The following is a 23,147-nucleotide window of genomic DNA, read 5'->3' as shown; positions in this document are numbered from 1 at the left end:
GACGGCGTGACTGCTGGCGTAGTCGGAACTGGCGGCGCGGACGACGAACTCGCACTTGGCGGTACGGTCGAGTCAAACGCCGGCAAAGGTTGGCCTACCGGGACTGCACTCGCTGAGCACCCCGAAAGTGCGACGGCTGCGGCTAATACTGGGATGGATAGAAGCTTGTTGCCCATGAGCTTTACCTTCTCCGGAGTCATTTCTTGGGGGATGGGTTTTGTGAGCAAGCAATCCGGGGGCTGCCCCAGACGTTATGACCGTCTTTCTGGGTTCGTAGGTCCAGAAGCTCCAAACGATTGCCGCCGGTTACATCGACCGTCAGCTCAGTCGGCTGATCGTAAGGCCCTTTTGACTCCTGGGCCTTCTCAGCTCCGTCAACAAAGACGATGAAGTGGGTGCTTCCGCCAACGTCAGGAGACGAAGCATCCTGACCAACCGAAACCGTGAGCGAGGTACACAGTCCTTTAAGAGCCCACGACGCCGTGTTCATCTTGTTGGTAGAGCTGGAAGGATAGCTGCCTACGATTGCTTCAGCGAACTTGGTGGTTTGGATGGTGACTCCATCCTCGGTGTTGAATCCGTTTCCCCACGCTGCCGAGGCCACATCCGTGAGCCTGTAGGAGCCAGCCGTGGCGGTTGTAGATCGCGAAGTTGCCGTGGGGCTAGCTGAGACTGATGCGGAAGGTGAGGCGGTCCCGGTCTCCGACGGGGCGTTTGAGGTGGTCTTCGCCGGCGTCGATGTTGGAGAAGGGGGAGCCGAGGCGGGAGCCGAATAGCTGGTCGATGCGTCTTCGGCTGACGGTTGCTCGGCCACGTCAGGTGACGGAGCCGCGCAAGCAGTCAACGAGGCAAGCCCGATGAGGGTGACCATGGTGATCGCGGTGCGTGACAATTTTGTAGGCATGGGTTTTTCTTCTCTCGAGCCTTTGGTTCAGTTTTTGATGAAACGGATTGCCACGGGGTACCGGTAGAGCTGGCCGGCTCCTGCGTTGGTAGCTGCCACGATGGGGAAGATGAAGGCGGAAGCCACGATGACAGTGATGGGTTGGTATGAGCCGAAGAGGTTCCCGGCGAATGCGAAGGCAATACCCACCGGGACTGCCAGGATCACCGTGAGATGAAAGTTGATCGCTTCCAAGGCTTGCTTCCGGGCGAACTGGGATCGCTCCTGCAAAACGAGATATACAACTAAAGGACCCACAATTCCGATCAGCCCACTCAGGTGGGCGAACATTCCCAAGGTGGTTTCGGCTTCGGGCGAAAGTTCCGCATGATGGCTGTTACCCGATAGGGGAGAAGCCTGGATTGGCTGTGCCGACATGATGATCACGACCCTCTCATCTCAGAGTGGCGATCACCGGACTTTCCGGAATCGTATGGCTCTGGCTTCTTGAAGGCTAAGTGCCTGATGTAGTTCAGGCCCCTGGTCCGCGGGAATTGTCACCACAACTGGTGACTGGCGGCGTCATTCAATTCGTGTCGGATTTCCATGAACAGAGCCTCATCGTTTGCGTCTTCGCTGAAGGCCAGGATTGTCACAGCGACGTCAGCGCCTTCCGGGAGGGCACGGCATTTCACGGCACCGTCCTCAGCGCGATCAAGAGCTCCGATCAGCTGTGCGGTTGCTTCCGCGAGTAAGTCCTCGGGAAGATCCGTGGCACGGTCATCCAAAATATCTACCCGGACCCCTCTTCCTCTGGCGTCCCGGGCTGCGTGCAACACGGCCGGAGTAGCCAATGCCCGCCCACGAATTTGATCCCGCAGCTCCGCTTCCAAAAGGACACACGCTTCCTGCTCTGCTGGTCCGATTGCCCCTTCAGCGATGCGTTCCAGCATTGGCTGGGTCGCCCTGCTGAGATCCCTCATCCATTCATTTTGAGCAAGGTCACGTGCATTTTGGGTGGCCAGGATCTGTGCCGAAGACTGTTCCTGGTCGGTGAAGGCGGCAGTTTGCCGGGCACAACGCCTGAGGATGAAACTAAGGGCCGTGGCCATACCCATCCATAAGAGCGGAGTCACAACCATTGCAAGCGCCGCATTCAGCGTCAGTTGCTGCGCAAGGGAAGCCACAAAATCGACTACAGCGAAGACACCAATTCCAAACCAGGCGATTGCCTTTCGGCCTCGGAGGGCCACGGTTACCAAGAGCATCTGGATTGCCCCGCAATGCCAAGCCGCGTAGCCAGGGTGTGTACCTACGGGCAGCGCGCTTTTGACGAGAACCTCAATAATGACGACGCCGACAGTTGCCGCCCAAGCGGGCGCCACGCCAAGCGGCCGCTGCGCGTCCGATATGGAAACGACGACTATGACGGCAACACAAATGACCATCGCAGCCAGTGTCTGTGTGGCTGACGTGACTCGATGCAGATTCGCAAGGCCAAGAACTATGTGGACCACGGGATAAGGAATGCTGCAAGCGAGGATGACACGACGCGATATGGTTCTATCCACGGCCGCCAGATCCTTCACGCCACGTCAATCGCACCGTCGTCCCGTGTTTCGAGGAAGATATTTGGGCTTCGCCGTGGGCTTCGGTCATCCGCTGAATGATCGAAACACGAACGCCTAACCTGCGCGGCGACACTTGGGATACTTCGAAGCCTGGCCCCTGATCTGATATCTCCACAACAACTTCCCGGTTGGGCGCTCGCTGTGACTGATCAAACCTGACAGCTACGTGCGCCGGGGTTCCTGAAGCATGGATGCTGCTGTTCCTGACCGCTTCTGTGGTGGCTTGAATGATGGCACGCGCAGAACCGAGGGGGAGGAATTCAATCGGATCCCGTCCCCGTCCGCAGGTGAAGTCAGGGGAGTAGTGGGATGTGGCTGCCTGGAGTCTGTTCACAAATTCTTCACGACTTATGGACGTGCTGTCGTCCGCGCGCCCAGACATAATCGCACCGAGCTCGGCCAACGCCAATTCCGCCGCTTTACGGGCCGCATCAAATACTTCCTGGGAGCGTGCCTGGGCCGCGACTATCAGCGTGGCCATCACCGTGTCATGGATCAGCCCGTCCAGCCGGGACCTTTCCGTTCTTATGGCTTCGGATCGGGCTACCTCTCCAAATCTCTCTACAGCCCTCACCGCAGCCCGGTCAGAAGCCGACGCCGCGTCACGGAGAGCAGACATCAACGTGACGATGACAATTCCGAGTGCCAGAGACAGGAGGCCATCCTGTGCTGAGTCATACCAATCCCGTGTGTTGCCGTATCCCGTTGCTGGTACCAGCAGGAGCATCGTGCTGAAAAGGACGTTGTAGAAGGTTGCTGCTGCAGGGCGGACGGAGACTGCTGCCAGAGCAACACCTATGGATGGTGCCCCGTTTGACCAAGGCTTGGACTCAACCTGACTGCCGTCTCCGATCAGGCCGAAATGCCAGAGCGCGAAGCCGCAAAATATCAGGGCAGCCGCGGCTCCGGCACTGACTTTGATCCGCGCCAAAGACCGGCGAATCATCAGCGTTCCAAGGATGGTAATCGGGATCCCCACCATGAAGGTCAGATCCCAAAGGGGCGAGTGCAGCGGAATTTGAGACACAATCTCGGGAAGAGCCAAGCAGTATAAAACCAGAGCCACCAAGCCAGAGCAGCGGGCAACAAGGTACTCGATGTTCGCCCTGGAGTACGGCTGGTTCCCCGTGCGGACGTTTGTCTGGGTCAACGCGTATCCTCCAAACTATTGTCCGAAGACTATCCGGATGCTCCAAGGAATTTCAGGAGGGATTCGCCCTTCACGTTTTTCGTCATCAGAACAGGTGACACGGTTGGTTCCCACCGGTCTGCCTAGTCTCGTCCATGCGGCGGTGTGTAGAGGCCGTCCTCCACGGCTCGATGATAAAGCTCGAGCTTGGAGGCCGCTGGACGGTTGGCAGCCGCATACTTCTCCCGGATGCGCCTTATGTTCGTTCCCACGGTATTGGGGGAGACGTTCATCCTGGATGCGGTCTGGGATCTTGTAAATCCTGCCGCGTACAAGCGGAGAGTCTCCCGCTCGCGGTCGCTGAGCTGAGCCGCGACGAACTCACGGTCACCGTCAATGGCGGCAGCCAGTTCCTGATTGTCAATGGTCTTGCCAAGAGCAACCTGCCGGATCAGTTCCAGGGTCTGGCGTATGTTTTCTGACTTTCGGGAGACCCCCGAAGCTCCGGCGGCTAATGCCTCCCGCAAATCCTCTTGTCTGTCCCCGACGCTGAACACCAGCACGGGGTACCCTGCCGCAAGTAGTCGGCGGACGTTATCCCTGGGGCGTGACCCATCGGCAAGTGACATGTCTAAGGCAACTACGTCAAAAACCGTATGCCCCCCGGATAAAAGAGAATTCACAGTGTCTGCCAGGCGAACTGCAACGACTGGAACTTCGGCAGTCTTAGCGTCCAACGATGCGGCCGCTGCAAACCCTATTCGGACTGCTTCATGGTCATCAACCACTCCAACCTTCACCACACGACGATTCAAACCAGCCCCCTCGTATTGCTGCCCTGACTCTTTTGACGTCAGCATATGTTTGTCACTCGAACTACGGCAGAGGACTCGGGCTGAAGTGGAGTATCACTTTGAACGCTTGAAGTATGGGCCCATGGGCGGGTCATCATTTGTGGTGACATTCAGCTCTGCAGCGGTTCCCCATGATTCGCGTGGACTCATAGTTTGAACCACTTCCGCAATCTGCGGTTCATTCTTTCCGAAGGGAACTTAACCATGGAAACTACACACAGGTTCAACGGAATCGCTGTGCGGCAATCCGGAGTTTCGGGCGCCAAACGTGCTGGGCTTTTGGCACTGGTTGTGATGTTTGTTGCCGGGCTGACATCGTGCGGCACCCCTGGAGCCAACACCAACTGTAAGGACTTCAACGCCATGAAGTCCGGGGACCAGACCAACGTCATCAAGAAGATCTACGCAGATAAGGGCGAGACGAATCCCAGCGCACTCAAAGTTACTGCTTACAAGCTTTCGGCCAAGGCCTACTGCCAAGTGAAGCCATCGGATGCGAAGCTTAGCGGCATGTCGGGCTAGCTTGAGCAGCTGAATCGATGGGACTCGAGATCACGGGCAGCACCAGGATGCTCCCCAACTATGCTGGCTCGGCATGCCGGGAATCGGCCGCTTTCTGATCGTGCAGACGACTGTATTCAGTCTTCGAGGCCAAAGAACGTGGAAACTTGCTCATCACCAGATCAGTTGCCGGACCTGTACACGATCGAGTCGAAAACGGCGCGCGCCTCTCTCGTCAGCTCCGGATTGATCGATTCGTGGAATTGGACCACCCAGCTCACAGCGCGCTTGCCGCTCAAGTCCACCACCCGGTAGGTTTCGCGCTCAGCGGCGCTCGAGTACCAGCGTGTGCATTCGTTTGAAAATTCTGAGTGGATGCAGAACTTGCCGCGGTCGCAGGCTGTGGTGTCCACGTCGCCCGTGACGGAGTGGTCGAACTCGAAGCCGGAGTAATCACCCACCTTGACCTTGACGGGAGGGGTGCTCGCCGTTGATGTCTGCGCTGTCAACGCGTCGACAAAGTCGTTAACCGAAGGATCGATCTCGACGAGCGCGCCCTCCCAAGCGCATGCGTCCGTCGGCACATAGTCAGCGGGCCACCAACCCACGTAGACCCCCCATTCATCCGGGTGATTCGGGTCGTCCTTGGCCACACCATCGCCGTCGTCAGTCGACCAACCGGCTGGGACGGTGATCTCGAAAGGCGCCGAGTAGCCCTTGACGAGGACGCGGTAGGTGCCGGCATCGATGTCGCCACTCTCCGGCATCAGTGGGACCGTTGGAGGGTCGCCACCGTCCGGCAGTGCCGGGGCCGTGCGAGCCTCTGTTATCGAAAAACTGGCGGACGGTAGGGAGACGTCGTCGGGTTTGGAGTCGCACCCACCGAGGCATCCAACCAGTGTGATAACCAGCAAGGGTAAGAGATAGCGCCATCGCTGAGTGGCCAGTTCAAGGGGTGTCATGGAGCTCATCGGTCCACCAAGCCGCTTTAGGGTAATGCCAGGCCCCGCAGCTCAGTGGCCTCGCGGGCGGCCCCAGACCGGATGCCGTCGCCTCAAGTCTCCTCCGGCGCAGAACCCATGACAATAAGAGTTGCAAGGAGATCAGTGTCGGCGCATGCAATTCCAGGAGTGCGCTGATCAGGCGGTTGGTACCGACCCACAGGCGGGCCTCCCATTCCGGGCGGCCCGCCTATTGGCCCGCGTAAGCCCTGACCTTCGCGATGTACGGGGCGGAACTCATAGACACGCACTTGGGTCGAGAAGAGTTTACAAGTCTTGACGCGATACTTGCATTTTGCAAGTATGTGCCCCATGAACCTTTTTATCACCTGCCCGGTTGAGAACGTCGAGCGAGCGACAGCTTTCTATAGCGCCCTTGGCTGGACCCTCAACACTGAGATGTCCGATCACAACGTGTCATGCTTTGCGATCGCGCCTGAGCAGTACGTCATGCTCGGCAGTCGCGAGATGTACGCGAGCGTCGGCGGGGCCGAGGAACTGGTCGGGGGACCCGACACCCCCTCGAAAGTTACGGTCTCATTCGACCTCGGCAGTCGTGAAGCGGTGGACGAACTCATTGAGCGCGCAGGAGCCGCCGGCGGACGGATCGGTGACACCGATGACTACCCCTTCATGTACCAACGCCAGTTCGATGACCCCGACGGCTACCACTATTCCCCGTTTTGGATGAAGCCGGACTCTGATCCGACAGCGTGAGCAACCTCGCCGCGGCCCTCGACGTCGTCGGAGCACGGTGGGCACTGCTTATCGTGGAGCGGCTGCTCGACGGACCACAGCGTTACGGCGATCTGCAGCGCGAGCTGGGAGTGCCGACCAATATGCTTGCGACGCGCCTGCGCGAGCTTGAGGTCGCCGGCGTACTTTCCCGCCTGCCACTCCGGCACAACACCCGGGCCTACGCGCTGACCGATAAAGGGCTCGCCTTGCGCGAGGCGATCGTCGCGCTTGAACGCTGGGGCGGCGGGCAATGGCCTGGAAGCGCCCCGGAAACCTAATTCTTCAGGCGCCGTCGTACGAACCCGGGAGCGTTTCAGCGGCGACGAACAGGCTGCTGCAGCTCGGTCACCCAGTCGGACTGGTCCTCTGTAACCGCTCGGACGTAAAGTTCCCGGCACGCCCCTGAATGAACCAGCCCTCGAGCGAAGATCTCAGCGTGGAGCGCCTGCCAGCTTTCTGCAATGTGTTCCATGGAGCCTGGATGGACGCCGCAGACGGCATTTTCAACACCGGGTAGCTCGATGATTTCGATGCCGTCGCGGGCGGGTCCCGTGTAGGCGTAACCGGCGATGATTTGCAGGCCGTCTTCAATCGTCTCGTACAGCGCGACTGGCGTCTCTAGAGTTCCACGCTCATCGCCGATGACCTGGGCAACGGCGTCAAAGGAGGGACCCACGACACTTGCGACCTCAGGTTGGTCTGCTACGACCGCGCGGCGGGCTGCGAGGCGGACAGCGGGCAGAGACTTCTCGATAATCTCGATCTGGGACATGTGGTTCTCTTTCTCGATGAGATGGAGCCGCCGTTGCACGTCGACGAGGCGGCCAGCAGCGATCCGGTGTTCCTGCTCGACCTCTGCGCGGCGAATCCGCAACAGAGCTGCGATGCGATCGGCCTCGACGCCCTGGTCAAGAATCGACGAGATGTCGTTAAGGCCGAAGCCGAGCTGGCGCAGTGCAACGATTCGATGCAGGCGCTCAAGCTGGGAGGGGTCATAGGATCGGTAACCGCTGAACTCGTCAACGTGGGCTGGTACGAGCAAACCCGCGGTGTCCCAATGCCGCAGCATCCGATGGGTCACCTGACCGATCTGCGCGAAAGCTCCGATGGATAACATGACTCAGTTCTCTCGCCTTCCACAGTGTCAGAGTCAAGTATCGCCCGACGCCGATCCCTTCCGCGCTCCTGGTAGGTGACAATCAGACGGTGAATGCGCCTGGCGTTGTTCCCAGAACACGCCGGAAATGCCGGGTCAGGTGAGACTGATCATGAAAGCCCGCCTCTACCGCCGCTTCTGACGCCGGGCGGCCGTCGAGAAGCAGGCGTCGGGCGCGGTCCACGCGGCGCCCCGTGACATAGCGGTAGGGGGCGATGCCATAAGCCTTGGAGAAGGCCCGCACCAGGTGGCTCGGGTGGGCCCCCAGTATCTTGGCTGCTTCGGCGATGGTGAAGGACTCAAAAAGACGGTCGTCCAGCATCTCGCGCAACTGGCGGGCCAAGGGAGCGTCCCGTGCCGGCGATGAAGGCGTTCCCAAGTGTGAACGCACGGATTCGCGGAGAGCCAGAACGCCGCATTCGGCCTCCATCGCATCCGCCGGCAAGGTAAGCGCCGTATGGATGCCGGTCACGGTTGCCACCGTCTGCGGATCCAGTAGTAATGGTTGCGCCACTGCCGCCTCCGTTGCCTTGGCAGGCAGCCAGTCTTCGCTCAGGTAAAGGACTCGTTTACGGAACGATTCACCTCCGACGGCGGAGCGACCGTCGTGCGGGACGTGCGGGGGCAGCAAGGTGATTGAGGCGGGAACTGCCTGATGCTCGGTGCGTCCGAGGTCGTAAGTCACTGCGCCTTTGTCGATCAGAAGCACAGTCCAGTCCTCATGCGTGTGGGATGGGTAGCTGTGATCCTCAAACGTTGCATGCAGCACCTCGCGCACGTATGGCACAGCGGGATGCCATGCCTGCACCGAGTTCCCCATGCAAGAAATGTACAAGACGACCACTTCTGTTGGCGGCCATGCTGGGAAACATGCAGGAAAACTCCTCAACAGTTATTGATTCCACTTACCCCGCAACCGGCCGCTTCGAGACAAAAGTGGTGGTGGTCCTTCGCGACGATCTTTTGCCGTGGCAAGAGCTCAACGTGACAGCCTTCCTGATGAGTGCCATTGCCACCAGTGCCCCCGGTCTGACGGGGGAGCACTACCAGGACCGGGACGGCAACAGCTACCTTCCTATGCTTCGCCAACCCGTCCTGGTTCTTACTGCCGGTCGGAAACTTCTGGCAGCGGCTCGGGAGCGGGCGACTTCCCGTGAAATTCCCATCGCCGTGTATACCCGTGACCTCTTTGCCACGGGCCACGATGAGGCCAATCGCGCGGCCGTGGCGGCCGTCGCTGCCCCGGATCTCGATCTCGTGGGAATAGCCCTCCGCGGACCCCGAAACGTTGTTGATCGGATCGTCAAGGGCGCACGAATGCATGCGTGAAACGCCCGACGCCCGAATGATGACATCAAAAGAAAGAGCTGACTAACATGACCGATTCCGTTCGCAACATCAATGCCGCCCTTAATTCGATCTCGGAGCATTGGCAGCCGCACCGGCTGATCAGTATCAATGACTATGACGTGAAAGTGGTGAAGATCCAGGGCGAGTTTGTGTGGCACACCCACCCTGATACCGATGAACTGTTCATGGTCATCAGTGGCAATCTCACCATTCAACTCCGCGACGGCGATGTGGAGCTAGGGCCGAATGACATCTACGTGGTCCCTAGAGGAACCGAGCACTGCCCCAAGGCTGAAAACGAGGTCCAGGCACTGCTGTTCGAGCCAAAAGGTACCGTCAACACTGGCGACGCTGGTGGTGACATGACCGCTGGACTCCGTGAACTGGGCTGAATCCCATGGGTTCCCCGCCGGCGTCGAGTAGCCTTGCACGCAACCGTCCGGCAACAGAAGGAAGTGGTGCAATGCAGCAGTACGTCGTTCTTCAAGTGATCCTGAAAGAGAAAATGTGGGGAGCCGGTTCGGGGAACCTTCCCTCCCTCGAAAAGGCCATCAACGATCAAGCCGCAAAGGGGTACCGGCTCCACACCATCACCACTGCCAGCAGCGGGAGCAAGGGCGTGATCGGCGGGGGCGACCGCATCCAGGCGACGATGGTGTTTGAGCGCGTCGGCTGAGTAAGCGTTGGATATTCATCCGTCCCGTCCCTTCCGCCGAGGGGCGGGGCGCCTTGGCTGGTTGCTTTCGCGGGAGCTGTAACAACCCGCGATTCGTACACCGGAAAGCCGGGAGTCAGCTTACAATTCTTTGGGGGTCAACTGGTGGTCTCCAGTTGCCCGCAATCAGCCGCTCAGGGTTGGTCGCGACGTCCCAAGGATGCCCCTGATGGTTAAAGACTCCCGAATCCGGTCCCTGAGAGCTGCAGGTCTGGCGCTCACTACTCTTCTGATCGGCGGTGGCCTGGCCGTCCAGCCGGCCGCAGCAGACACCCTGGATATTGTTCCCGCTGGGCCGCAGGTGCTGAAGCCTGCCCCCGAATCACCCACAGATCAGTTCATTGTGGGGATGAAGGACGCCACGGCCCAGTCCGCCGACAAGGCAGTGCGCGATGTTGCCGGCAAAACGGCCAGCTCGCTCGGTGCTGTGGCCGAGGCTTCCCGCCAGAACGCCGCGGGCGGGCATGTCATCAAGCTCGATAAGCCACTTTCCGCTGCGGAGTCCGCGCTTTTCGTCAAAACGCTGCGCACCGATCCAGCCATTGCCTACGCAGAGCCGGATGACATCATGCACGCCACCGCGGATGCCACTGACCCCGGCTTCCCGGATCAGTGGAACCTGAAGGGTCCTGCCGGCATCAATGCGGCGGGAGCCTGGGACTACGTCAAGGGCGAGAACGTTGTTGTTGCCGTGGTGGACAGCGGGATCACCCGGCACGAGGATTTGGACGCGAACGTCCTGCCCGGTTATGACATGATCTCCTACGCCGAGGATGCCCGGGACGGCGACGGCCGCGATCCGGACCCCACCGATCAAGGTGACTGGGAGCCGGCTGGCGTGTGCGAGGTTGGAAGCCCCGCTCAAAACTCGTCGTGGCACGGCACCCATGTGGCCGGGATCATCGCAGCGGTTGCCAACAACGGGCAAGGCGTCACCGGCGTAGCTCCGAATGCCAAGATCCTGCCCGTTCGGGCCATGAGCTACTGCGGCGGATACACCTCTGACATCGCTGATTCCATCATCTGGGCCGCTGGCGGAACCGTTACCGGTGCGCCGGTCAACCCCAATCCGGCCCGCGTGATCAACCTCAGCCTCGGCGGTATCAAGCCCTGCTCGGCTACCTACCAAAACGCCATTAATTTCGCCCGCAACGCCGGTGCCGTAGTTGTGGTTTCGGCAGGAAACTCCAACCGTCCCGCTGCAGATGCAAGCCCGGCCAACTGCGAAAACGTCATCACCGTGGCCGCCAGCAACGCTTCCGGCGGCCGCGCGCAGTACTCAAACTACGGCAGTGCAGTGGACGTCACAGCACCTGGCGGCGACATGAGCCAGGCTGCCAAGAACGGGATCCTGTCTACGTTCAACTTCGGAAAAACCACCAGCGCCGGATCTGCCTACGCCTGGATGCAGGGAACCTCCATGGCGGCACCTCAGGTGGCTGGGCTGGCGGCGTTGCTGATCTCGGCCGAGGGCAGCGGCGTCACACCGGCCCAGGTGGAGCAGCAATTGAAAGCAACCTCGAGGCCTCTTCCGGCCGGGTGCCCGGCTGGTTGTGGTGCCGGCCTTATTGACGCCAACAAGGCACTCGCCACGTACGGCGGGACGGCCCCGGTCAACAGGAGAAAGATCACCGATTTCGACGGCGACTCCCGCAGCGACGTCCTGGCCCGCGACTCCACCGGGCGGTTGTGGCTGTACGCAGGCAACGGCTACCGCGGTTGGCTTGCTGCCCGCCAAATCGGTTCGGGCTGGAATGGCATGACGGCCATCGAGGCTCCCGGTGACTTCGACGGCGACGGCAATGCCGACGTCCTGGCCCGCGATTCCAGCGGCCGGTTGTGGCTGTACCAGGGTAATGGTTCCGGTGGTTGGCTTGCTGCCCGCCAAATCGGCTCGGGCTGGAACGTGATGACTGCCATTGAAGCTCCCGGTGATTTTAATGGGGACTACAAGACCGATGTGATTGCCCGCGACTCCGCCGGTGTCCTGTGGCTGTACCCGGGTAATGGTTCCGGTGGTTGGCTTCCTGCCCGTCAGATCGGTCAGGGCTGGAACGTCATGACCGCCATTGAGGGCGTGGGTGACTTCAACGGAGACGGCAAAGCCGATGTCGTGGCCCGCAACGGCTCCGGAGCACTCCTGCTCTACCCGGGCAATGGTTCCGGTGGCTGGCTCCCGGCTGGCCAGATCGGTCAAGGCTGGAACATCATGACCGCCATCGAATCTCCGGGCGACTTCAACGGGGACGGCACCGTAGACCTCTTGGGTCGCGCCAGCAACGGCGACCTGGTTCTCTACGGCGGCAACGGTTCGGGCGGCTGGATCTATGCCACCCAGGTAGGATCCGGCTGGAACATCATGACTGCCATCCTCTGAGGCACTGCACGTAAATCAGTGCGCCGCGATAGTCCGGGTTCCGCGCCCTCCCAGCTTTCCGTGGGTAGAGTAGAGGCCTGAACATCGCCGGATTGCACTGTAAACGGAGAATCAATTGTCAGCTTGGCTAGAACTCGGTCCCAACAACTACGTCCTGGAAACCGAGGGGTCCTTACTGAACACCGGGCTCGTAGTGGGCTCCGAACTCGCTATGGTCATCGACACCGGCTGTGGCCCCCGCCAAGGCCGTGAGATCCTCGCAGCAGTGCGCGAGAAGACCCAGCTTCCACTGGTGGTTGTGAACACCCATGCCCACTACGACCACTACTTCGGCAACGCCGTCTTCGCGGACGACGGCGTCACGGAGTTTTGGGCGCATGCCAACTGTGCGGCGGCTATCGAGAAAGACGCCGACAACCAGCGGCGCTTCGTCGCTACCAACGAACCTGAGATGGCAGCGGGGGAGGGTGACGCCGTTGACATCGTTGTTCCGAACGCGTTGGTCCATGACCAGCCCGTGTTGGTGGACCTCGGTGGGATCACTGCCACGCTCTTCTATCTTGGAAGGGCCCACACTGATGGCGACCTCCTGGTGGGCACCAGCACCACGCTGTATGTTGGCGATTTGGTGGAGCAGGGCGCGCATCCGTCATTCGAGGACTCGTATCCGGAAGAGTGGGCCGATGCCTTGCGGCACATCTCCGCTCTACGCCACCGCTATGAATTCCTGGTTCCAGGTCACGGCAAACCTGCCAGTGACGAGTTCGTGAAGACCATGGCAGACACCATGGGTACGGCAGTCCGGCAGGCCACACAGTCCATCCGTGACATGCCCTCGGACGCGACCAAAGCGATTCCGGTCCTTCCCTACGGCCCTGAGCAGTCCCGTTGGTTCATCAAGAGGCTTCAGGAAACCAATGCCCAGGGTCGTGCGTCGCTGGCCACGCCGGACTTCGGGCCTGAAAAGACCGGGTTCTACCCTTCGTAACAAGGTTCCTTATGAATTTGTCACCTTGTTGACTCCCAACCATGGACTATTGGGTAACTCCAGTCCTAGGATGAAGGCGACCGTTCGGTTCGCGACTACCTGGGGGTGTCGAGATGAAGGGCACACGCGTCTTCCCGCGTGCTACCAACATTCTCCGCTCAGTCATGATCGCTGGAGCCGGAACGGCACTTTGGATGGCTCTCTCCGCAACAGGCGCCAGTGCCGATACCGGAGCCGCTGATAATCGCTCACTTCTTGGTGAAGTAACGTCCACCGTCTCCTCAACTGTGCCCTCGGCGACCGGGTCGGTAAGCAGTACCTCCGACCAAGCAACCAGGATGATAGGTGCGACGACCACAGCGGCTGTTGACGCCGTCGGGGCCGCTGCAAAGGCTGCGGTTCCACAGGCGACGGCCCCTGCAGTCAGCCTCCCTTTTCCCAACGTGCCGCTGCCCGCACCGGTCAAAACGGTCGTGCCCGCAAAACCAATCTCCGTTCCAGTTCCGGTAGTGACACCCATCGTGGAGCAAGTTGCGGGATCTGTCGACGCACTTGGGGAGAACGTCCCAGTCGTCAACCTTGTGGTTCCGGCTGACACCGCCGAAACTGTTGTGGACACGGTGGTCGCGCCGGTAACCGGAACCGTTGACCGCGCGGTCACGACAATGGTCCCTCCCGTCAACGAAGCGCTGAAACCTGTTGCTCTGGAACCAGTCACCGACGTGACCAACCCGATTGTTCAGCCGATCGTCGACGTGGTTGATGACGTCGTTGACAAGGGTCTGCCCCCTGTCGGATCGGTCACCGCGCCGGTTCTGCCACCTCTGCCTGGAGGCGTGGGAACCTCACCTCCAGCAGCGCCGGGAGGAGACGCGGCACCGGGCGTTGGCACTCTGCCGGGTTCCGGCGTCGTAAGTTCACAGCCGGGGGCGGCTGCGACCGAAAATGAAGTCAAGGTACCTGCAGCGGCAGGAACCGTGCCAGCCACCCGTGCCAATGCTCCGGGTACCGCCACCGCGGCGTCGCCGGTGCTGTCCATATCCCGTGTGCTGGGTTCTGCAAGCTCAGAACAAGCCGTCGGAGTTGGGTCAGCCCAGGAGCCTGCGGAACCCGCAGACCTCCCTGCCGGCTCCGGATCAGTGCCGGCCGGACTCGCGGGCACCGGCTCGGGTAACTCCCAGAACGGGCCCCCGAGCGCCGCAGCGGCATTCCTGCACGGTGCATTGATCATTCCCGCAGATTCCCTCACTGACCTGGAGCCGGTCAGCGATGAACAACATCCAAAGCCGGTTTCATTCGATCCCGGCTCCTCTCCTGACTAGTTCCCCAGCCCCGCTGCGCAACAAGACGCAGTCGACGGCAATGCAGGCGATCCGTCAACGGACGCCTACGGGAACAAGACTTTCAGGAGAAGATCACCATGAACAGGACCTTACGCAGGTGCCTCATCGGCACGTGCTTTGCCGGGGGCATGATTGTCCTCAGCGCAACCGCGGCCAATGCCGCGGACACCACTTCCGGCAAGGATGGAATCCTTTCCGGAACGCAGGTCATAGCGCCAGTAACAGCGCCGATTTCCAAGGGCGCCACATCACTGGGACTGTTGGGGGATTCAGCAGCTACGGCGTCCGCGCCGGGAACTGCTGGAGGTTCGGGCCACGCGCCTGCCGCCACCACCAATGGTTCCAGCAGCATCGGCTCCGGGACGCAAGTAGTCGCCCCGGTCACGGTGCCCATGAACCTGGGCTCGTCGTCAGTGGGTCTGCTGGGGGGCTCCACTGTGGCGAGCCCAGCCACACCTGCCGCACCAGCAGCGGCAACAGGTTCGACGCCGGCGGCCGGGACCAGCGGTTCCGGCGGCATCGCCTCGGGAACCCAAGTGGTAGCGCCAGTGACGGTGCCTATCACCGTGGGTTCGACGTCGGCCGGTGTTTTGGGGGATTCATCAGTCACCACCACGCCCGCAGCATCAGTTCCAGCTCCTGCACCGGCTCCTGCGCCGGCGCAGGCAACAACGTCGGGGGGAGAGTCAATCGCATCCGGCGCTCAGGTAGTGGCTCCGATATCGGTCCCTGTTAACATCGGAGCCACTGCTGTGGGTGTAGCTGGGGACTCTGCGGCTACGTCCGGTTCGTTCGCGCCTGTTGCTCCAGCTGCTCCTAGTGGGACCTCGTCGGGTGCCTCGACGAATGGTTCGTATGGCATCGGCTCTGGCACTCAGGTCGTCGCGCCGATTACGGCTCCGGTGAACGTGGGCTCTACCTCGGCCGGTGTGTTGGGTGACTCATCAGCTACGAACACCGGAACCAGCGGTGGGAGTGCTCCTGCTGGTACCACGGGTGGCAGCACCACTTCCGGCAATGATGGACTCCTCTCAGGCACCCAGGTGATCGTTCCGATTACGGCTCCTGTAAGCGTCGGCTCCACCTCGGTGGGGGTCGGCGGCGGATCGGTGGGCACTGTCACGCCACCCGTTGTTACGCCTCCGGTAGTGAATCCGCCGGTTGTTACGCCTCCGGTAGTGAACCCTCCGGTTGTTACGCCTCCGGTAGTGAACCCTCCGGTTGTTACGCCTCCGGTGGTGAACCCTCCGACCGTGAACCCGCCTGCTGGTGGCGGACTCGTCCCCGGTGGTAACACCGGTATCGATACGGCAGGTGTCGGCACCCAAGCCGCCACGATTGTTCCGGCTGGTTCAACCCAGGGCTCGATCACGGCGGCAGCCTCTACCGCCGTCGGGAGCTCAAACGCACTGGCCACTACGGGACTGAACGGCACCGTCGTTTTCTGGGCGGGCGCCATGCTCCTCATGGGTCTCCTCTTGGCAGTAGGTAGCCGCCGGAAGGAAGCAGCCAACCGCCGGTAGTCCTCGGCGCGCAATCCCGCTCGGCAGGTAGTTCGTTGCGGCTCCGGACCCAGGGGCCGCAACGGACTGCGGAGCGCACTGGGACACGGGTGGGCATTGCACAACGTAATGCTGCCCCTGACCTCGGTAATCGCAGTCCTAGGATGAAAGGGATGACCAAGACCCAGACAAACCAAACGTTCAGCCTTCGCAGCGTTGCTTTGCCGGCCTTCGGGCCCGCGTTGCTGTTCTGTATTGGTGAAGGGGCGGTCCTGCCGGTCATCGCGCTCTCGGCGCGTGACCTCGGGGCGTCCGTGGCAGTTTCCGCGCTGATAGTGACGCTGATTGGACTGGGCTCCTGGATCTTCAACATTCCGGCGTCGATCATCACGGAGAAGTTCGGCGAACGATGGTCGATCGTCGGGGCCGGTGCCTTGGGCGCAATAGCGCTGGGTGCGGCGGCTTTCGCACCGCAAATGGAGCACGGCCTGTGGCTGCTGGCGGTCTCGATGACACTCGTTGGCATGTCAGCCAGCGTCTTCAACCTTGCCCGGCAGAAATTCCTCACCGAAGCGGTCCCGGTTCTCTATCGCGCACGGGCACTGTCCACATTGGGTGGCGTGACCAGGATCGGTCTCTTCATTGGACCGTTCGTTGGGGCCGGCGTCATGCAGTTTGCGGGCATAAGCGGCGCGTATTGGGTGGGCTTTGCGGGCATGATGGCGGCCGCGGCTTTGTCGCTCACCATCCCGGATTTAGTGGCTCCGGATACGTCCGACGGCGCCCCTCGCCCTCCAGCGTCCACGCTGCGGAGCGTCGCTGCCTCCCATGCGGGCGTGTTCCTGACCGTTGGGTTCGGAATTCTCTTGTTGAGTGCCTTGCGTGCCTCGCGTCAGGTGGTGATCCCGTTGTGGGCGGATCACTTGGGGCTTGATGCCACCCATGCCTCGCTGTTGTTCGGCCTGTCCGGCGCAATCGACATGCTGGTGTTCTACCCTGCCGGAAAGCTTATGGACAGGAAGGGCCGGCAATGGGTGGCCATCCCGTCCACGGTGATCATGGGATCGGCCTTGATCCTGATTCCGTTCACTGCCGGGTTTGTGCCGTTGCTTTTGGTCGCGCTGCTGATCGGGTTCGGCAACGGCATTAGTTCAGGACTCATTATGACCTTGGGTGCCGACTTCTCGCCGGACAACGGCAGGAGCCACTTTCTGGGCATCTGGCGCTTCATTGCTGACTCGGGCGGAACCGGGGGACCGGTGCTGCTTTCCGGGCTGACGGCCGCCATCTCGCTGTCCGCAGGGATCTGGGCCACAGGCGTACTGGGCTTCGCAGCGGCAGTAGTGTTCGCCGTCGCAATTCCCAGATTGAAGCACCGGCGGAATTACTGAGGTGTGCTGGTCATGTTCCGGGATTCTGGGGTCTCCGACCTCCGCGGCTAGACTACCGTGGTGTCTGAAAACCTAGTTGTCGATACCCCGACGCCATCCAGCTTCCCGGACCTTCACTCATTCCTGTCCGCTGAAGAGGTTCCTGCAGGGCTGATCGAGATCCAGCACCAGGGCTTGCCGCTTGAGATACTGAACGTCCCCGCCGATTCCGATACCACCTTGGTGTGCTTCCACGGAGCGGTCGACAAAGACGTCCGACTCCCGTGGTTCCTGGGGCAAGGAGTCACCGCCGGGCTACCTGTCAACCGCATTTTTATCTCAGATCCCAGCCTCCGCAAATCAACTGACTTCAACCTGGCTTGGTATGCGGGCTCAAAAGAGCAGCCCGACCTTCAGGAGACCCTGGCGGACGTTGTTAGACGCATTGTGAGGGAGACCGGAGGTTACAACCTGGTGTTCTTCGGCAGTTCAGCCGGCGGATACGCCAGCCTTGCTTTGTCGAGGTTCTTCCCAACATCGCTGGCGCTTGCTGTCAATCCGCAGACATCCATTTCCCGTTTCTACCCTGGGGCGGTGGAGCGCTACATGACTTACGCCTGGGAGATGGACGGCAAGGATATGTCCGAATTACCGGCCAGCGTGGCTCATAACCTTATTCCGGCGTATTCGGCGGGCTTCAGTCACACAGTGGCTCTTATTCAGAACGCCAAGGACTGGTTCCATATCCAGAAGCACCAGCTGCCATTTGTTGATGTTGTTGGTGACTCGGACAACCTCTTCATGCTGATGGACCGGTGGGGACCCGACACTGGTGATGGCCACATCCCCCCGCCCAAGGAACTGATCAGGGCGTGCTTCGAAGAACTGGCGAAGTGTCGCGGGGACTGGCGGGCGGGACTCACTGCCTCTGGATTCCAAGCAGAGACGACCCGTCAGGACGTGAAACGGCGTGTGTTGGATACAGCTCCAGCAAAGGCTGCTTCCGACACATAGGCCTGCTCTCCAACGCAACGACACCAACGGCCGCAGGACAGCCCCGTGAGGGATTGCCCGGCGGCCGTTGTCGCATTTAAACAGAACTACTAGCGGACTGCCTGGTTGCCCTTGAAATCGAGCTTCAGGTTGCCCGTGCCCTTCGCGGTGCCGTTCACCGCGGACTGGGTTTCAGCGAAGACCAGCGTGGAGTGGGCAATGGCGTCGGCCATCTGTTCCAGGACCGCAGTGTCAATGTTGGTGATGTCGTCGCAGGCCTGGTGGTAGCAGGGGTCGTAGGCAACGCCTGCCGTGCCGCCGTAAATGGCCGCCTGCTCCGCGGTCTTGATCTCCTCAGCACCAGTGAAAAGGCCACCGGCCGGAATGCCGTTTTCGATGAACCCGAAGTAGTCCGAGCGGCCGTCGAACTCTGTGGGCTCCGTAGCCAGACCTTGAGAGGCGAAGTAGTCCAGGAACACCTTCTCGATCAAGGCTGAACCGTTGGGCCCCGCGGTTCCGAGTGGTTTGCCATCACCGTCGTAGACGAACCTGACCGGGTTGGGTGAAGCCACCATGTCGAAGTTGAGGTTGAGTGCATGGTTCTTGACGTCACTCTTACTCAGTTGGGCCACGTAGTAGTCGGAGCCAATCAGGCCATCTTCCTCGCCGCTCCACCAGGCAAACCGCACGCGGTTTTCCGGAGAAATTCCAAGTGCCGCAAACTGCAAGGCCGTCTCAAGGATGGCACCGGATCCGGAGCCGTTGTCATTGATGCCGGGACCCTCAGCGACGGAATCGAGGTGCGCACCCACCACCACGGTGCGGTCTGCGCGCCCGGCCGTATCTGCCAGGACGTTGAAGGTTTCGATCGGCTGGGTATTGCCCTCAACCACGATGCGCACCGTAGCACCCGTGAGACCGGCCAGTTCCTCACCGACCGCAAAGCTTGCACCTACCGTTGGGACGGTCACTTCCGGGTTGTCAGCTGTGGGGGCGCCGAGGGTTCCATCCACCCTGCCCAGCCGATCATCGGCGTCGCCCTGGTTGAAGATGATCACGCCTGCTGCCCCCGCAGCTTGGGCGTTCACGGCCTTGGTGTTGAAAGGACAGGTGCCACGCTGAATGAGTGCGATACTTCCGGCTACAAATCCGGTGAAGTCGATAGCCTCGCAACCACTGGTTGAGGCACGGTCGCCTGTGAGATTGATGTCCACCGGGGTCACATTCCCCGTAACCTCGCCGAAGCCGGAGTACGACATCGCAGCAAAATCGTCCTCGGTGTATGTCCTTGGGGTTGGCGTAAGGCGCTCAAAAGATTCACCCGTCAGGTTGAACTTGAGGTATTCGAAGTACTGGCGCTGTGTCACGAATCCTGCGGCTTCAAGCTGATCCTCGATGTACTCCGCCGAGGCCACATGGCCCGCAGTACCGGCAGATCGCGTGCCGCCATTGGCCTCAGCGATCGCTTGGAGTTCTTCGAGGTGGCCGACGATTGCGTCCGCAGTGACGGCGTCCCGAAGGGCCTGACTGTCCGTCCCTTTGGCAGCCAGCGCGGGTGGAGTTATTGCTAAGGCAAGAATCGCGATGGTCGCCACTCCTGCTGCAAGGGCAGAGGTTCGTTTTTCAATGCGTGGTTTGTGCTTTGTATGCATGTCCTGCATCTCCCTGTGGTGACCCGGTAATTGGGTGGCCGGGTGCGGTAGCGCAGAATCTACCCCGCGGGAGCCCGCTGGTGAAGGCTTGCTTTATTGAGCCGGTCAGGCTTCTGTCCGCCCCATCAGCCGCGGCGTCTTCCACGCCCGGTCCGGGACCTTGCCGGTAACAAGTGCCACGGCGATCACCAACAGAACCAAACCCCACGTCGCATTGGTGACATCAAGGGCCTGCCTCATCACCACGAAGGGCGGGATGATCGCCAGCACAGTACCAAGAGCGATACGCCACATGGACGGTCTTGAAGCACCGGGAGCCAGCGCGGTGCCGGCAAGTTCCAAGCGGACCAGCGGCGTAGAGACCAGCAACACCAGCGCCCACGCTGCAACGTAGAACAGGGGACGGCTCAGCCACCACTCGGTGCTGGCGGGCTCAGGGAACGGCAGCCGCAGGACCAGCGCGATCCCGAACAAGGCAATGATCAACGGCAGGTGCCACAGGTAGATGGTCATGGCACGGCTGCCCACCACGAACATCACCTTCTGCACCCAGCCCACCCGTACGCACCACTGCAACATCGGATACACGGCCTTCACCAGCAGAACGTGCGCCAAGCCCACCAACACCAGCGGGAACATCGGCGGGTTCTGGCTGGTCAGCATATCCACGGGGTAGGGGCCGGCACCCGTCAGCGGGACCAGCGCTCCATAACAAGCAACCGCGGCCAGGACCAGCTTCCAGCGGGCAAACCGGTCAAAGAAGCCATCGGCGTAGAAAAAGCCAAGCTGCTGCAGCAACCCCCACACGAACACCATGTTCAGCAGTCCGACCGGATTTGAGTCGAAACCCCACGGATTGTGCTCCAAGCCCAAGCGAACAACATCAACGACGACGGCGCCAGCGGCCAGCGCTGCGACGGTCCGGTACGGTGCCAGGCCGTGGAGCTTGGCCATGGTGGGAACCATCGCCTGGCAGATCAGGTATGCAGCCAGGAACCACAACTGAACTCCGGCGCCCGCAGCGATAACGGTAAGAAGGTCGCCCGGGACGCCGGCCGCCGTCGCGCTCCACAGCGCAATGGTGAGGAAGGCGTAGAGGGCGACCGTGGGACGTACCAGTCGGAGCACGCGGTTCCGGAGGTAGTCGCCGGCGTCTCCGCCTTTGCGTTGCAGGCTCCGCCACGAGGTAAGCGACGCGAAGCCGCCCACCACGAAGAAGAGCGGCATGACCTGGCCGAACCACGTACCCTGCGCGAACCAGCTCAAGGACGTCAGGGGATTCCCCACCCCGATGCCGGAGGAGTCCACGCTGATGCCCATCATGAGCAGGTGGACGGCCACCACGGCAAACATGCAGGCGACGCGAATGAAATCGACCACGAGATCGCGGGACGCCGGGAGGGAGAGAGTCGATGCCGTGGCGGGGGCCGGGCGGGGACTGAGGGTGGAAGACATGGGTGCTCCTGGGAAGTTGCCTTGTTTATCCAACGAGTGGATTAACTGTAACCCACTGAACGGGGTTACGTCGACGTCTTGTTCAGAAAGGTCTTGGCATTTGGGTCAGGAATGACCCGACGGGGCGTAGCCTGAAGAAGGAGGACCCGCCCCAGTATCCAGAGAGATTGCGCAGCGCATTCAGGTCCCACAAATCCACCCCAACAATGAACGGCAGCGCTGATCACTATGCACATCAGGGAATTTTGGAGTCAGCTTTCTCCGGACACGCAACAATGGCTCATCGACAATCCGGGAAGCAAGATTGTGCCCCGAACCATGACTGCCATCTTCAATGACGAAACCGGCGAGGACGGGGCCGTGGACATCCACGGCGGCACTTTGCTCACTGCGGATGACCAACTCTTCATCCGGGAACAGGCGCACCTTCGGGGGAATGTGGCCGCGGAGGACCCCATGTTCTTCGATTCAGTGGGTCCGGAGGACTAGCAGCCCTGTCGCTACCCGTCGGCGCACCGTTTTGCGCGAATCGCCGCCGTAAGCACTGGTGCGATCGGCGCGGAAGGGTGCGCCGCCGTCGTGCGTATGGAGCGTCTAGTTCTTCCGCGCAGCCAGTCCGAAGAGCCAAGTGCCGCCCAGTGCTGACAGATAGCCGGCGATCACAATGAAGGCCGTGCCGGCCCAGAAGTAGTCGATGGTGCTGTCGGTGCTCAGGCCGGGCATGACCTGCAGTAGTGAGTAGGCCGCGACAACGCCGGCCACCACCAGCGCGGTTACCGTGAGCCATACCCACAGCCGGGATGCCGCCCAGTGCTCGCCGTAACCCTTCCACACGTTCCAGCTGGTCCCTGTGCGGAGGATGAGCCACCCCGCGGGGACCATGACGGCGCCGACTACCAGGAAGGCCGCTACGACGTCGGCTGGGCGATGCCACTGGTTGATGAGCGTGGAAACGCCGGTGGCCACGGCGAAGGTGCTGCCCAGGAACCCGGCCAGCGGGCGCCAGCGTGGCGACACCATGAGGAACACGGCGGCGGCAGCGGAGGCGGCAAGGGTGGTGTGCCCGGAGGGAAGTGAGTTCAATTCCAGGGTTTGGACGCCGCGGTCGGGCCGGTCCGGGATGAGGAACTTGAGGATCTGCGTGGCTGCATTGGCGGCGATGCAGGCGGCCACGGCGATGCCGGCGGCTTTCCAGCGGCGCCGGGCGATGGTTACGAAGAGCACCATGATGGCGGCGATCGCGAGCGACAGCATGGGCAGCATGTCCAGGAACTCCGTAGAGGCCCTCCCGGCTGTTCCGCCCAGCACGGTGGCTTCAACAAGCGCTGATTCGTCGATGAACTGGCCCATGGTGGTGCGCACAAAGAAGTAGTACGTTGCGGCCAGGCCCACCACGCTGGTGATGGTGGCCAGGATGAAAAGGAATCCTGTTCCGATGCCTGCGTCGCGCTGTTGAAGCGGCCGTTTGCTCGACCTCCCGCTGGTGCGGAATTGCTGGGAACTCATTCT

The 23,147-nt window shown here is 61.2% G+C and carries 25 protein-coding genes; 14 read left to right on the top strand and 11 right to left on the bottom strand.

The window, feature by feature from the left end; all coding sequences use genetic code 11:
• Positions 1–196: 196 nt before the first annotated feature.
• Positions 197–604 (bottom strand): NPCBM/NEW2 domain-containing protein, encoded by a 408-nt coding sequence (locus tag AYX22_RS16745; protein ID WP_024817787.1) that lies wholly within the window; start codon positions 602–604, stop codon positions 197–199.
• A gap of 25 nt (positions 605–629) precedes the next feature.
• Here AYX22_RS16745 and AYX22_RS16740 point away from each other — a divergent pair, with 25 nt between their 5' ends.
• Positions 630–776 (top strand): hypothetical protein, encoded by a 147-nt coding sequence (locus tag AYX22_RS16740; RefSeq protein WP_207594393.1) that lies wholly within the window; start codon positions 630–632, stop codon positions 774–776.
• 155 nt (positions 777–931) lie between these two features.
• Here AYX22_RS16740 and AYX22_RS16735 read toward each other — a convergent pair whose 3' ends face one another.
• From AYX22_RS16735 to AYX22_RS16720, 4 genes are all read right to left on the bottom strand, one after another.
• Positions 932–1,321 (bottom strand): DUF4870 domain-containing protein, encoded by a 390-nt coding sequence (locus AYX22_RS16735; protein ID WP_207594392.1) that lies wholly within the window; start codon positions 1,319–1,321, stop codon positions 932–934.
• Positions 1,322–1,440: 119 nt separating this feature from the next.
• Positions 1,441–2,454 (bottom strand): hypothetical protein, encoded by a 1,014-nt coding sequence (locus AYX22_RS16730; protein ID WP_207594391.1) that lies wholly within the window; start codon positions 2,452–2,454, stop codon positions 1,441–1,443.
• The gene (locus AYX22_RS16725; RefSeq protein ID WP_207594390.1) at positions 2,447–3,664 is read right to left on the bottom strand and encodes an ATP-binding protein; all 1,218 of its coding nucleotides are present in this window, start codon (positions 3,662–3,664) and stop codon (positions 2,447–2,449) included. The genes AYX22_RS16730 and AYX22_RS16725 overlap by 8 nt, the downstream gene beginning before the upstream one ends.
• Before the next feature lie 122 nt (positions 3,665–3,786).
• Positions 3,787–4,446, bottom strand: a complete 660-nt coding sequence (locus tag AYX22_RS16720) for a response regulator transcription factor (protein WP_242703366.1) — start codon at positions 4,444–4,446, stop codon at positions 3,787–3,789.
• A gap of 255 nt (positions 4,447–4,701) precedes the next feature.
• Between AYX22_RS16720 and AYX22_RS16715 the strand changes: the two genes are divergently transcribed.
• The gene (locus tag AYX22_RS16715) at positions 4,702–5,019 is read left to right on the top strand and encodes a hypothetical protein (protein ID WP_207594388.1); all 318 of its coding nucleotides are present in this window, start codon (positions 4,702–4,704) and stop codon (positions 5,017–5,019) included.
• Positions 5,020–5,180: 161 nt separating this feature from the next.
• Here AYX22_RS16715 and AYX22_RS16710 read toward each other — a convergent pair whose 3' ends face one another.
• Complete coding sequence (locus tag AYX22_RS16710; RefSeq protein ID WP_242703365.1) at positions 5,181–5,765, bottom strand: hypothetical protein; 585 nt, start codon at positions 5,763–5,765, stop codon at positions 5,181–5,183.
• Positions 5,766–6,311: 546 nt separating this feature from the next.
• Between AYX22_RS16710 and AYX22_RS16705 the strand changes: the two genes are divergently transcribed.
• The gene (locus AYX22_RS16705) at positions 6,312–6,716 is read left to right on the top strand and encodes a VOC family protein (RefSeq protein ID WP_207594386.1); all 405 of its coding nucleotides are present in this window, start codon (positions 6,312–6,314) and stop codon (positions 6,714–6,716) included.
• Positions 6,713–7,015, top strand: a complete 303-nt coding sequence (locus AYX22_RS16700; protein WP_207594385.1) for a helix-turn-helix domain-containing protein — start codon at positions 6,713–6,715, stop codon at positions 7,013–7,015. Before AYX22_RS16705 ends, AYX22_RS16700 begins: the two co-directional genes overlap by 4 nt.
• Positions 7,016–7,050: 35 nt before the next feature.
• Here AYX22_RS16700 and AYX22_RS16695 read toward each other — a convergent pair whose 3' ends face one another.
• Together AYX22_RS16695 and AYX22_RS16690 are read right to left on the bottom strand one after the other, a co-directional pair.
• Positions 7,051–7,854 carry a MerR family transcriptional regulator gene (locus AYX22_RS16695; protein WP_207594384.1) on the bottom strand — a complete coding sequence of 268 codons (804 nt, stop codon included), beginning with the start codon at positions 7,852–7,854 and terminating at the stop codon, positions 7,051–7,053.
• Positions 7,855–7,936: 82 nt separating this feature from the next.
• A complete protein-coding gene (locus AYX22_RS16690; protein WP_242703364.1) occupies positions 7,937–8,713 on the bottom strand; it encodes an AraC family transcriptional regulator in 777 nt (258 codons plus the stop codon).
• A 50-nt stretch (positions 8,714–8,763) separates the two neighbouring features.
• Here AYX22_RS16690 and AYX22_RS16685 point away from each other — a divergent pair, with 50 nt between their 5' ends.
• From AYX22_RS16685 to AYX22_RS16645, 9 genes are all read left to right on the top strand, one after another.
• Positions 8,764–9,222: a DUF2000 family protein gene (locus AYX22_RS16685; protein WP_242703363.1), complete on the top strand. Its 459-nt coding sequence runs from the start codon at positions 8,764–8,766 to the stop codon at positions 9,220–9,222.
• 47 nt (positions 9,223–9,269) lie between these two features.
• Positions 9,270–9,635 (top strand): cupin domain-containing protein, encoded by a 366-nt coding sequence (locus AYX22_RS16680; RefSeq protein WP_207594381.1) that lies wholly within the window; start codon positions 9,270–9,272, stop codon positions 9,633–9,635.
• Positions 9,636–9,706: 71 nt separating this feature from the next.
• Positions 9,707–9,919, top strand: a complete 213-nt coding sequence (locus AYX22_RS16675) for a DUF4177 domain-containing protein (protein WP_024817767.1) — start codon at positions 9,707–9,709, stop codon at positions 9,917–9,919.
• Positions 9,920–10,127: 208 nt separating this feature from the next.
• On the top strand, positions 10,128–12,335 hold the full coding sequence (locus AYX22_RS16670) for a S8 family serine peptidase (protein WP_242703362.1): 2,208 nt from the start codon (positions 10,128–10,130) through the stop codon (positions 12,333–12,335).
• Between the two features lie 115 nt (positions 12,336–12,450).
• Entirely contained in the window at positions 12,451–13,323 is an 873-nt protein-coding gene (locus AYX22_RS16665) for an MBL fold metallo-hydrolase (protein WP_242703361.1), read from the top strand.
• Between the two features lie 113 nt (positions 13,324–13,436).
• Complete coding sequence (locus tag AYX22_RS16660) at positions 13,437–14,645, top strand: hypothetical protein (protein ID WP_207594379.1); 1,209 nt, start codon at positions 13,437–13,439, stop codon at positions 14,643–14,645.
• A 98-nt stretch (positions 14,646–14,743) separates the two neighbouring features.
• On the top strand, positions 14,744–16,189 hold the full coding sequence (locus tag AYX22_RS16655; RefSeq protein WP_207594378.1) for a cell wall anchor protein: 1,446 nt from the start codon (positions 14,744–14,746) through the stop codon (positions 16,187–16,189).
• Between the two features lie 152 nt (positions 16,190–16,341).
• The gene (locus AYX22_RS16650; protein WP_207594377.1) at positions 16,342–17,559 is read left to right on the top strand and encodes an MFS transporter; all 1,218 of its coding nucleotides are present in this window, start codon (positions 16,342–16,344) and stop codon (positions 17,557–17,559) included.
• A gap of 60 nt (positions 17,560–17,619) precedes the next feature.
• Complete coding sequence (locus tag AYX22_RS16645) at positions 17,620–18,552, top strand: hypothetical protein (protein ID WP_207594376.1); 933 nt, start codon at positions 17,620–17,622, stop codon at positions 18,550–18,552.
• A gap of 89 nt (positions 18,553–18,641) precedes the next feature.
• Here the strand turns inward: AYX22_RS16645 and AYX22_RS16640 are convergent, their stop codons facing one another.
• Complete coding sequence (locus AYX22_RS16640) at positions 18,642–20,183, bottom strand: M28 family peptidase (RefSeq protein ID WP_207594375.1); 1,542 nt, start codon at positions 20,181–20,183, stop codon at positions 18,642–18,644.
• 105 nt (positions 20,184–20,288) lie between these two features.
• The gene (locus AYX22_RS16635) at positions 20,289–21,638 is read right to left on the bottom strand and encodes an acyltransferase (protein ID WP_207594374.1); all 1,350 of its coding nucleotides are present in this window, start codon (positions 21,636–21,638) and stop codon (positions 20,289–20,291) included.
• 318 nt (positions 21,639–21,956) lie between these two features.
• Here AYX22_RS16635 and AYX22_RS16630 point away from each other — a divergent pair, with 318 nt between their 5' ends.
• The gene (locus AYX22_RS16630) at positions 21,957–22,127 is read left to right on the top strand and encodes a hypothetical protein (RefSeq protein ID WP_242703360.1); all 171 of its coding nucleotides are present in this window, start codon (positions 21,957–21,959) and stop codon (positions 22,125–22,127) included.
• Positions 22,128–22,232: 105 nt separating this feature from the next.
• Here the strand turns inward: AYX22_RS16630 and AYX22_RS16625 are convergent, their stop codons facing one another.
• On the bottom strand, positions 22,233–23,144 hold the full coding sequence (locus AYX22_RS16625; protein ID WP_207594372.1) for a phosphatase PAP2 family protein: 912 nt from the start codon (positions 23,142–23,144) through the stop codon (positions 22,233–22,235).
• Positions 23,145–23,147 lie beyond the last annotated feature (3 nt).

It is taken from the genome of Arthrobacter sp. D5-1 (genome assembly GCF_017357425.1).
GTDB lineage: Bacteria > Actinomycetota > Actinomycetes > Actinomycetales > Micrococcaceae > Arthrobacter.
This window is presented reverse-complemented; position numbering and strand designations above follow the sequence as displayed.

What these genes read in the sequence shown, in the direction of transcription:
- AYX22_RS16735 (WP_207594392.1), bottom strand. Translation starts at nt 1,321, where the DNA reads ATGTCGGCACAGCCAATCCAGGCTTCTCCCCTATCGGGTAACAGCCAT.
- AYX22_RS16715 (WP_207594388.1), top strand. Translation starts at nt 4,702, where the DNA reads ATGGAAACTACACACAGGTTCAACGGAATCGCTGTGCGGCAATCCGGA.
- AYX22_RS16710 (WP_242703365.1), bottom strand. Translation starts at nt 5,765, where the DNA reads ATGCCGGAGAGTGGCGACATCGATGCCGGCACCTACCGCGTCCTCGTC.
- AYX22_RS16705 (WP_207594386.1), top strand. Translation starts at nt 6,312, where the DNA reads ATGAACCTTTTTATCACCTGCCCGGTTGAGAACGTCGAGCGAGCGACA.
- AYX22_RS16695 (WP_207594384.1), bottom strand. Translation starts at nt 7,854, where the DNA reads ATGTTATCCATCGGAGCTTTCGCGCAGATCGGTCAGGTGACCCATCGG.
- AYX22_RS16690 (WP_242703364.1), bottom strand. Translation starts at nt 8,713, where the DNA reads ATGGGGAACTCGGTGCAGGCATGGCATCCCGCTGTGCCATACGTGCGC.
- AYX22_RS16685 (WP_242703363.1), top strand. Translation starts at nt 8,764, where the DNA reads ATGCAGGAAAACTCCTCAACAGTTATTGATTCCACTTACCCCGCAACC.
- AYX22_RS16680 (WP_207594381.1), top strand. Translation starts at nt 9,270, where the DNA reads ATGACCGATTCCGTTCGCAACATCAATGCCGCCCTTAATTCGATCTCG.
- AYX22_RS16675 (WP_024817767.1), top strand. Translation starts at nt 9,707, where the DNA reads ATGCAGCAGTACGTCGTTCTTCAAGTGATCCTGAAAGAGAAAATGTGG.
- AYX22_RS16670 (WP_242703362.1), top strand. Translation starts at nt 10,128, where the DNA reads ATGGTTAAAGACTCCCGAATCCGGTCCCTGAGAGCTGCAGGTCTGGCG.
- AYX22_RS16660 (WP_207594379.1), top strand. Translation starts at nt 13,437, where the DNA reads ATGAAGGGCACACGCGTCTTCCCGCGTGCTACCAACATTCTCCGCTCA.
- AYX22_RS16655 (WP_207594378.1), top strand. Translation starts at nt 14,744, where the DNA reads ATGAACAGGACCTTACGCAGGTGCCTCATCGGCACGTGCTTTGCCGGG.
- AYX22_RS16650 (WP_207594377.1), top strand. Translation starts at nt 16,342, where the DNA reads ATGACCAAGACCCAGACAAACCAAACGTTCAGCCTTCGCAGCGTTGCT.
- AYX22_RS16640 (WP_207594375.1), bottom strand. Translation starts at nt 20,183, where the DNA reads ATGCATACAAAGCACAAACCACGCATTGAAAAACGAACCTCTGCCCTT.
- AYX22_RS16635 (WP_207594374.1), bottom strand. Translation starts at nt 21,638, where the DNA reads ATGTCTTCCACCCTCAGTCCCCGCCCGGCCCCCGCCACGGCATCGACT.
- AYX22_RS16630 (WP_242703360.1), top strand. Translation starts at nt 21,957, where the DNA reads ATGACTGCCATCTTCAATGACGAAACCGGCGAGGACGGGGCCGTGGAC.
- AYX22_RS16625 (WP_207594372.1), bottom strand. Translation starts at nt 23,144, where the DNA reads ATGAGTTCCCAGCAATTCCGCACCAGCGGGAGGTCGAGCAAACGGCCG.